The organism is Pseudomonas sp. BF-RE-21 (assembly GCF_019947305.1).
GTDB classification, from domain to species: Bacteria; Pseudomonadota; Gammaproteobacteria; order Pseudomonadales; family Pseudomonadaceae; genus Aquipseudomonas; species Aquipseudomonas migulae.
Window position 1 is genome coordinate 1 of record NZ_JAGYGF010000100.1, and the last position, 7090, is coordinate 7090.

Here is a 7090-nt window from a genome sequence, read left to right on the forward strand (position 1 = left end):
GTGTTGATCAAGCTTTGATCTTTATCGTTCTTTAGGCCGCCTTCGCGGGCAAGCCTCGCTCCTACAAGGGCACGAAAACCTGTAGGAGCGAGGCTTGCCCGCGAAGAGGCCAGATCAGTCACCACAAACTCAGGGCTTGAACCCCTGCCCCAACAACCAACTCCTGACCATCCTCCCCTGCTCCACCGTCAACCCCGCCAACGCCTGCCCGGCCGGTTCGGTCCGCAACCTGCGCACAAGAGGCGCCAACTCAACCCCCTGCACATGCCAGATCCCCAACGGCTGATCCGCTGTGATCACCACCTCGGCCTCATCCACAAACCCATCCTTCAACACCGGCGCCCGCTCGATCCGCAGCGCGGCGAAATCCGCCTCGGCATGCGCCACCTCGGCATCCGGCCACTGCCGCCGCGCCTGCCAGAATGGTTGATCCAGCCAACGCTGCTCATCGGCATAAAAGTCCCGCCCGATCCGCGCAAAACGCAAAAACAACTGCTCTACCCGCTGCTGATGAAAGCGCTGTGCCAACGCCGCCCGCTCAGGTTTTCGCAACAACGTGTTGATCACCGTCGGCGCCTGCAACGCCGAGGACAAGGACTGAAAGATGCCATTGCCCGACAGCGGGTCCACCGCCATCGCCGCATCGCCGACCCGAATCCAGTTTTCGCCACACACCTGCGGGCTCAGAATCGCGGTGCTGCTGCGGGCGTGCAGCTGTAGATCGACCTCATGTTCGACACCAAAAAACTCACGCGCCAATGAGGAACCCTGGCGCTGCTGGCGACAGTAATCGAGCAACTGCGCCTTGCCCGGCAGCTCGGCGCTGGCCACGTCCACCGTCCATTGCCAATAACACTGACCGTCCGCCCGCCGCGCCATCCACGCCCAGCCGTCCGCAAGGCTTTCCACGGCACTGGCGGTGTTGCCCGGCGCGCCTTGCCAGCGATTGAGCAGGCTGACCGTCTCTGGCCCGCGCAGCCCCTTGCCGAGTGCCGGTGCCTGGCGTCCGCGCGCTTCCACCAGAAAATCGGCAACCAACGCTTTGTGCCCTTCAATCTCGACCCGATGTCCCTCCGCCGAGGTCTGAACACTCAGCGCCCGCCCCTCAATCAGCTCAACGCCCGCCAGGCGCAGGTCCTCGCGCAGTCCTCGATCAAAGCTCGGGCGGTCCAGCAGGAATTCGATGTTTTGCGCATGCTGCTGACCGTTCCACGACACCTGCCGCTGCGACGGCAACGCCGCATCCGCCAGCGCCTGATGCAGACCGGCACCGCGCAATGCCTCCAGCACCCGCAGCGAAACGCCTTCCAGCGCAGCGAACCGGCGCCACTCGCTGACCAGCGTCACCGGGTAACCGAGCCGCCGCAAGCCCAAGGCAACCGCCGCCCCCGCTGGCCCCGCGCCCAGAATCAGGATCATGCTCCGAAGCGCCGTTCAGGACCGCGATAACGGGCATTCTTGCGCAGCCAGTCGATGATCTGTTCGTTGCTCGTCTCGGGCTGTGAAACCAGGAAACCGGCAATGTGCCCGCTCAACGCCGCGCAGCCCAGACTGGCACCGGACTGCCCCGGATACGTCCCGTGCACGCACGCCGCGAAATCCGCCTGAGCGCTGTTGAGCCATGACCATTCCTGTTCGGCGCAACGTGCATCGCCGGTCACTCGCAGCACCTGTGGATAATTCGCCGGGAACACGCCCTCGCCCTGCGCCGGGCTCGACGCACACAGCAGAATGCCTTGCGCTACCGCTGCCGCGCAGGCTTCGCGCAATAGACTGCGGTCCTGGCGCAAACCGAGGCTCAGATTGATCAGCCGTACGTCCTGCGCCACCAGCCAGTCAATCGCCGTGGCGATCTGCAAGGCGCTGGTGACGCCGCGTTGGTCGAACACCTGAGCCACGCAGAACACCGCCGAAGGGGCCCGATGACTGATGGCTTCGATCACCGCGCTGCCGTGGCCGAGCGGGTCGTCGCGCAAGTCACTTTCGGCCAGACCGTCCGCCAGCAACGAGAACCGTCGCCCGGCGATCACCTGAACCCGCTGCGCCGCCGAATGGCCGCTGTCCACCACACCGATTCGCAGTTCAGACTTCATGCTGCACCGTTTTCGACGTGAGCACGCCGTCGAGCAATTCGAAGCGCAGGTCGGCATCGGCCAGGGTTGAGGGGCGATGACTGATGAGGATGCGCGTGCGTCCGGCAAACAGTCGGTCGATGGCCTCGATCACTTCGCGCTCGGTGGTTTCATCCACCGCCGAAGTGGCTTCGTCGAGCACCAGAATCAGCGGATCCTGCAACAGTGCCCGGGCGATGGCGATGCGCTGTTTCTGCCCGCCGGACAACTGCTGACCGCGTTCGCCCAGCGGACTGTCGAGGCCTTCGGGCAATGAGGCGATCAGGCTGTCGAGTTGCGCCAGCCGCGCCACGTCGGCGATTGCTTCACGGCTGGCGTCGGGCACCGCGTAGGCCAGGTTATCGGCGAGGCTGCCGCGAAACAGCACGATGTCCTGACTGACCACGGCAATCCGCCGGCGCAACTGGAACAGGTCCAGTTCCCGCAGGTCGACTTCGCCGAGCAGCACCCGCCCGGACTGTGGATCGTGATGCCGTTGCAGCAAATCGATCAGCGTTGATTTGCCGACGCCGGAGCCGCCGCTCAGGGCGACTTTCAAACCGTAGGGAATCCGCGCTTCGATGCCGCGCAAGGTGCTCGGCCGACCGGGATGGCTGAAGTGCACATCGTCGAAACGCAGTTCGCCGGAAGTTGGCATGGGCCGGGGTTCAACGGGGCTCAGCACGGTCGGTTCTTCACCGCGCAATTCCATGACCCGCCCCAGACTGACCGTCATCCGCTGAATCGCCACGTAGAGCCCAAGCAGACTTTGAACCGGTCCGACCGCCATCCCCAAGTACGTGGAAAACGCAATCAACGCGCCCAGTTGCCACGTCCCTTGCACCACCCAATAACCGCCAATCAAAAACGCACAGGCACGGGACAGCGAGGTCAGCGTGCCCGGCACCGCCTGGGTGAAAAACTCGGTGACTTGCAGGCGCAGCAATTGACTCATGTAGCCCTGCCCCAACGCCTCCAGACGCCGCGACTCACGTTGCTGCTGACCGGCCGACTGAATGAATTTCATCACCGGCAGGGTTTCGACCATGAACGACGACATGTCCGCCGAACGCTCGCGCAACTGGCGCACATCGCGCTCGACCTTGCGCCGCATCCAGCGCAGCCAGAGCACGTCGAGGGGAATCAGCACCAGCGCCAGCAGCGACAACTTCCACGACAACGTCAGCAGCATCGCCACGGCGACCACCAAACCGATCACGCTCGACACTGCCGAGAACAGCGAATCCACGGCGAAGCGCTGGATCTCCGCAACATCGCCATCGAGTCGCGACATCAGGTCGCCGATGCGCCGTTGCCCGTAGAAGCTCGGTGACAGGGTTTGCAAATGCCGATAAAGGTCGTCGCGCAGCGAGAACAGAATCCGCCCGGACAGCCGCGTGTGCAGGTAACGATTGATCCCCGAGAGCGCCGTGCCGAGCAGCCCGGCGACGATCATCAACCCGGCGATCAGCACCAGCATGGGGAAGTTGCGGGCCAGCAAGCCATCGTCGATCAACAGCTTGGTCAGCCAGGGTTGCACCAGCACCAGCGACGAGGCGCAGACCGATAAACCGAGCAGTCCGGCAATCGCCAGACGATGCGGGCGCACAAAACTGTAGAGCCAGCGCAACGCCGCTTGCAGGGCTTCGGGGTTCTGGCTGTCGATCAGCCGAACGATCAGGCGCTGCATCACGAACGCAACTGTTTGAGCTTGCGGTACAAGGTTGCGCGGCTGATGCCCAAGGCGTCGGCGGCGGCCGAGACGTTGCCCTGATGGCTGTCCAGGGACTGGCGAATCAGCTCCAGTTCGTTTTCGCGAATGCTTCCGGACGCCGGCCGCTCGCTGGCGTTCAGTTCGTCGAGCATGCTGTCGGGCAAGTGATCGAGGGTGAGAACGGTGTCCCCCGGTTCGCGCATGGCCAGCGCCGTGCGCAAGACCATTTCCAGTTGGCGGATGTTGCCGGGCCAGTGGTAACCCGCGAGCAAGCGGTTCAAGTCGTCATGCAGGAGCATGGCCGGTGCGTCTAGCCTGGCCAGCAGACGACCGACCAGCGCGTTGAAATCGTCGCGTTCGCGCAGGGCCGGCAACATCACGCTGATACCGTTGACCCGATAGAACAGGTCTTCGCGGAAGTGTTTTTCTTCGACCAGACGCTTGAGGTCGCGGTGGGTCGCGCAGATCAGGGCGACGTCGATGTCCTGTTCCTCACCGGCGCCCAAAGGCGCGACTTTACGGTCCTGCAATACGCGCAGCAGACGCGCCTGCAACGCCAGCGGCATGTCGCCGATTTCGTCGAGAAACAACGTGCCGCCATGGGCCTGTTGCAGACGCCCGACCATGCCGCCACGACGGGAACCGGTGAACGCGCCTTCGCGGTAACCGAACAGTTCCGACTCGATCAGGCCTTCGGGAATCGCCGCGCAGTTCACCGCGACAAAGGGTTTGTCGCAGCGGCTGCCGGCCATATGCAAGGCGCGCGCGATCATTTCCTTGCCGGTGCCGGTTTCGCCAAGCAGCAACACCGGCAACTCGTTGGCCAGCCCCTGACGGGCCATGCGCAGGGCGCGGGCATAACGGACGTTGCTGCCGGCCAAGGCATCGAGATCCGGTTGAGGTTTGGCGGTTTTCGCCGGGCTGCGCGGTGGAGTGCTGACGTTGATCGAGCGCTGCGGCGCACGCAGGGTTTTGTAGAAGAACTCACCTTTGGCGGTCTGCAAACTGCCGACACCGCCCTGATGCAAACGCGACAACAGTTGCAAGCCGTCGACACCGAGAAACTCTTCGCAACGGCGACCGACCAGCGCCGAGCGCTCGGCATGGAGCAACTGACACGCCTGGGCGCTGACAGCAAGAATCTGCCCGCCGAGGCTCACCGCCAGCAAGCCTTGCCAAGGGGATTCGAGGTACTGCCGACGGCTGTGGAACGCCAGCACGACCTGGTCAGGGAAACTGGCGTTGAACACCCGGCTTTCAATCTGGCTGACCGCCATGGCCAACAGCGCGGTGCTGTCGTGAACGCGGCCGAGCGGGCCTTCGCGGGTCAGGTCGAGGACGCCGAGGATGTCGCCTTGCGGGCAATAAATCGGCACTGAGGTGCAGGAGAAATCGGTCAGGCGATCGAGGTAATGCTCGCCGCAATCGATCATCGTCGGTCGGGCTTCCACCAGCGCGGTGCCCAGCGCGTTGGTGCCGCGAGCGGCTTCGCTCCAGCAGGCACCGAGGGTGATGTCTTGCAGGCCGCTGCCCTTGAGGCGATCGGCACGGCCTTCGACCGCGAGGATGGTGGCGTCGGAGTTGGCGAGGATAATCAGGCCTTCCTTGCCCTGGCGGTCGGCCAGGTAATCGATCGCCGGCAATGCCGCGTCGATCAGCAGGCGATTGTTCGCCAGCAGCACGTCGAGGCTCGCGCTCGATTCCAGCGCCAGTTCATGTTTGCTGTTGAAATGCACGCCATGGCTGAGGCTGCGTCGCCACGATGCATCGATTTCCGCCCGCAACACGCCATCGGGGACTTCACCCTCAAGATGGAGTTTTTCCCGGGCCAGCCGGGCTTCACGATGCAGCTTGGGGGAAGTTGTTTTTATTAGCGTCATCAAGCGCTCCGGATCGGTCCGCCCTGCGCTTTTTTAAGTTCAGCGCCCTGCCGCAATCTTTACGTTAACGTCAGGGCGATGGCAAGTGCCTTACAGCGCTTGTGTTCTTTCAAGCCAACCGCGTGATCGTTCATCGCCGGCAAGCCAGCTCCTACAGGTTCAGCGTTAACCACAATTTAGCGTTCACACCAATCCATTGTAGGAGCTGGCTTGCCAGCGATGGCGGCCTGTCAGGCACCCCACAACTCAGATCCGCCACACCTCGGGCCCGACAAAAAACGCCCGTGCATTGTCCTCAAGACTCTCCAGGTGATACCCACCCTCCTGCACAATCAGGCACGGCAACCCAAGGCTGCGAATCCGCTCACCCAGCCGCGCAAACCCTTCCCGCGTCACCTTCACTTTGCTCTGCGGGTCCAGCTCGAAAATGTCGAAACCCAGGGACAGCACCAACACCTCGGCAGCGAAATCCTTCACCGCCACCAGCGCCACCTCCAGTTGCCCAAGAAAGTCCGCCTCACTCGAACCATGGGCCATCGGCAAATTCAGGTTGTACCCCTCGCCCGCCCCGACACCGCGCTCATCCGCAAACCCGGCAACCCCCGGATAGAAGTTGGTCGGATCGCCATGCACCGAGACATACAGCACGTCATCGCGGTCGTAGAAAATCTCCTGAATCCCCTGACCGTGGTGCATGTCGGTGTCGAGCACCGCGACGCGTTCAAACCCGCCGCGCAACACCTGCGCCGCCACCGCCGCGTTGTTCACATAGCAGAAACCACCGGCCGCTTCGGCCCGGGCGTGATGCCCCGGTGGACGGCACAACGCGTAAGCCGCCGGCTCGCCATCAAGCAACGCCTGCGCCCCGGCCACTGCGCTTTGCGCCGACCAATAGGCCGAACGCCAGGTCTGTTCGCCCACCGGGCAACTGCCATCCGCGAGATAACGTGCGGCCTGAGCCAGGATTCCGCGCAGAGCGTTTGGCTCACGGACGAAGATGTTCGACATCACTTCGTCGCCCCAATCTTCCGGGACTTCCTTCCAGCGCTGATGCGCTTCCTGGAGAAACGCCAGGTACGGCGCACCGTGCACCGCCAGCAGCGGATCAAGTCCGGCATCCACCGGCTGCTCGACTTTGAAACCCAGCGAGCGAGACGCCTGCACCAGTCGCTGCGCACGCTCCGGCACTTCCTGCGGCGTGCGCATCTGTCCGCGGGAGTAATAGCTGCGTGGATGGTGAAGCAATTGTTCGGGATGGAAAAAACTGCGCATGGGCCTGATTCCTGTCAGTTAACGTAATTCTCGAATCCGAGTGCACCCTCCTGTAGGAGCGAGGCTTGCCCGCGAAGGCGGTGTGTCAGTCAAACGTCGATGTTGTGCTGACG

General features: G+C 63.4%; 5 protein-coding genes. All 5 read right to left on the reverse strand.

Features of this window, described 5'->3' with window-relative positions:
• Window positions 1-129: 129 nt before the first annotated feature.
• Window positions 130-1419: a tryptophan 7-halogenase gene (locus tag KGB25_RS30150; RefSeq protein WP_223437970.1), complete on the reverse strand. Its 1290-nt coding sequence runs from the start codon at window positions 1417-1419 to the stop codon at window positions 130-132.
• Window positions 1416-2093, reverse strand: a complete 678-nt coding sequence (locus KGB25_RS30155; RefSeq protein ID WP_223437972.1) for a S8 family serine peptidase — start codon at window positions 2091-2093, stop codon at window positions 1416-1418. Before KGB25_RS30155 ends, KGB25_RS30150 begins: the two co-directional genes overlap by 4 nt.
• Window positions 2083-3801: an ABC transporter ATP-binding protein gene (locus KGB25_RS30160; RefSeq protein WP_223437975.1), complete on the reverse strand. Its 1719-nt coding sequence runs from the start codon at window positions 3799-3801 to the stop codon at window positions 2083-2085. Before KGB25_RS30160 ends, KGB25_RS30155 begins: the two co-directional genes overlap by 11 nt.
• Window positions 3801-5705: a sigma-54-dependent Fis family transcriptional regulator gene (locus tag KGB25_RS30165; protein WP_223437977.1), complete on the reverse strand. Its 1905-nt coding sequence runs from the start codon at window positions 5703-5705 to the stop codon at window positions 3801-3803. The genes KGB25_RS30160 and KGB25_RS30165 overlap by 1 nt, the downstream gene beginning before the upstream one ends.
• A gap of 246 nt (window positions 5706-5951) precedes the next feature.
• Complete coding sequence (locus KGB25_RS30170) at window positions 5952-6977, reverse strand: histone deacetylase family protein (RefSeq protein WP_223437979.1); 1026 nt, start codon at window positions 6975-6977, stop codon at window positions 5952-5954.
• Window positions 6978-7090: the final 113 nt, after the last annotated feature.

What these genes read in the sequence shown, in the direction of transcription:
- KGB25_RS30150 (WP_223437970.1), bottom strand. Translation starts at nt 1,419, where the DNA reads ATGATCCTGATTCTGGGCGCGGGGCCAGCGGGGGCGGCGGTTGCCTTG.
- KGB25_RS30155 (WP_223437972.1), bottom strand. Translation starts at nt 2,093, where the DNA reads ATGAAGTCTGAACTGCGAATCGGTGTGGTGGACAGCGGCCATTCGGCG.
- KGB25_RS30160 (WP_223437975.1), bottom strand. Translation starts at nt 3,801, where the DNA reads ATGCAGCGCCTGATCGTTCGGCTGATCGACAGCCAGAACCCCGAAGCC.
- KGB25_RS30165 (WP_223437977.1), bottom strand. Translation starts at nt 5,705, where the DNA reads ATGACGCTAATAAAAACAACTTCCCCCAAGCTGCATCGTGAAGCCCGG.
- KGB25_RS30170 (WP_223437979.1), bottom strand. Translation starts at nt 6,977, where the DNA reads ATGCGCAGTTTTTTCCATCCCGAACAATTGCTTCACCATCCACGCAGC.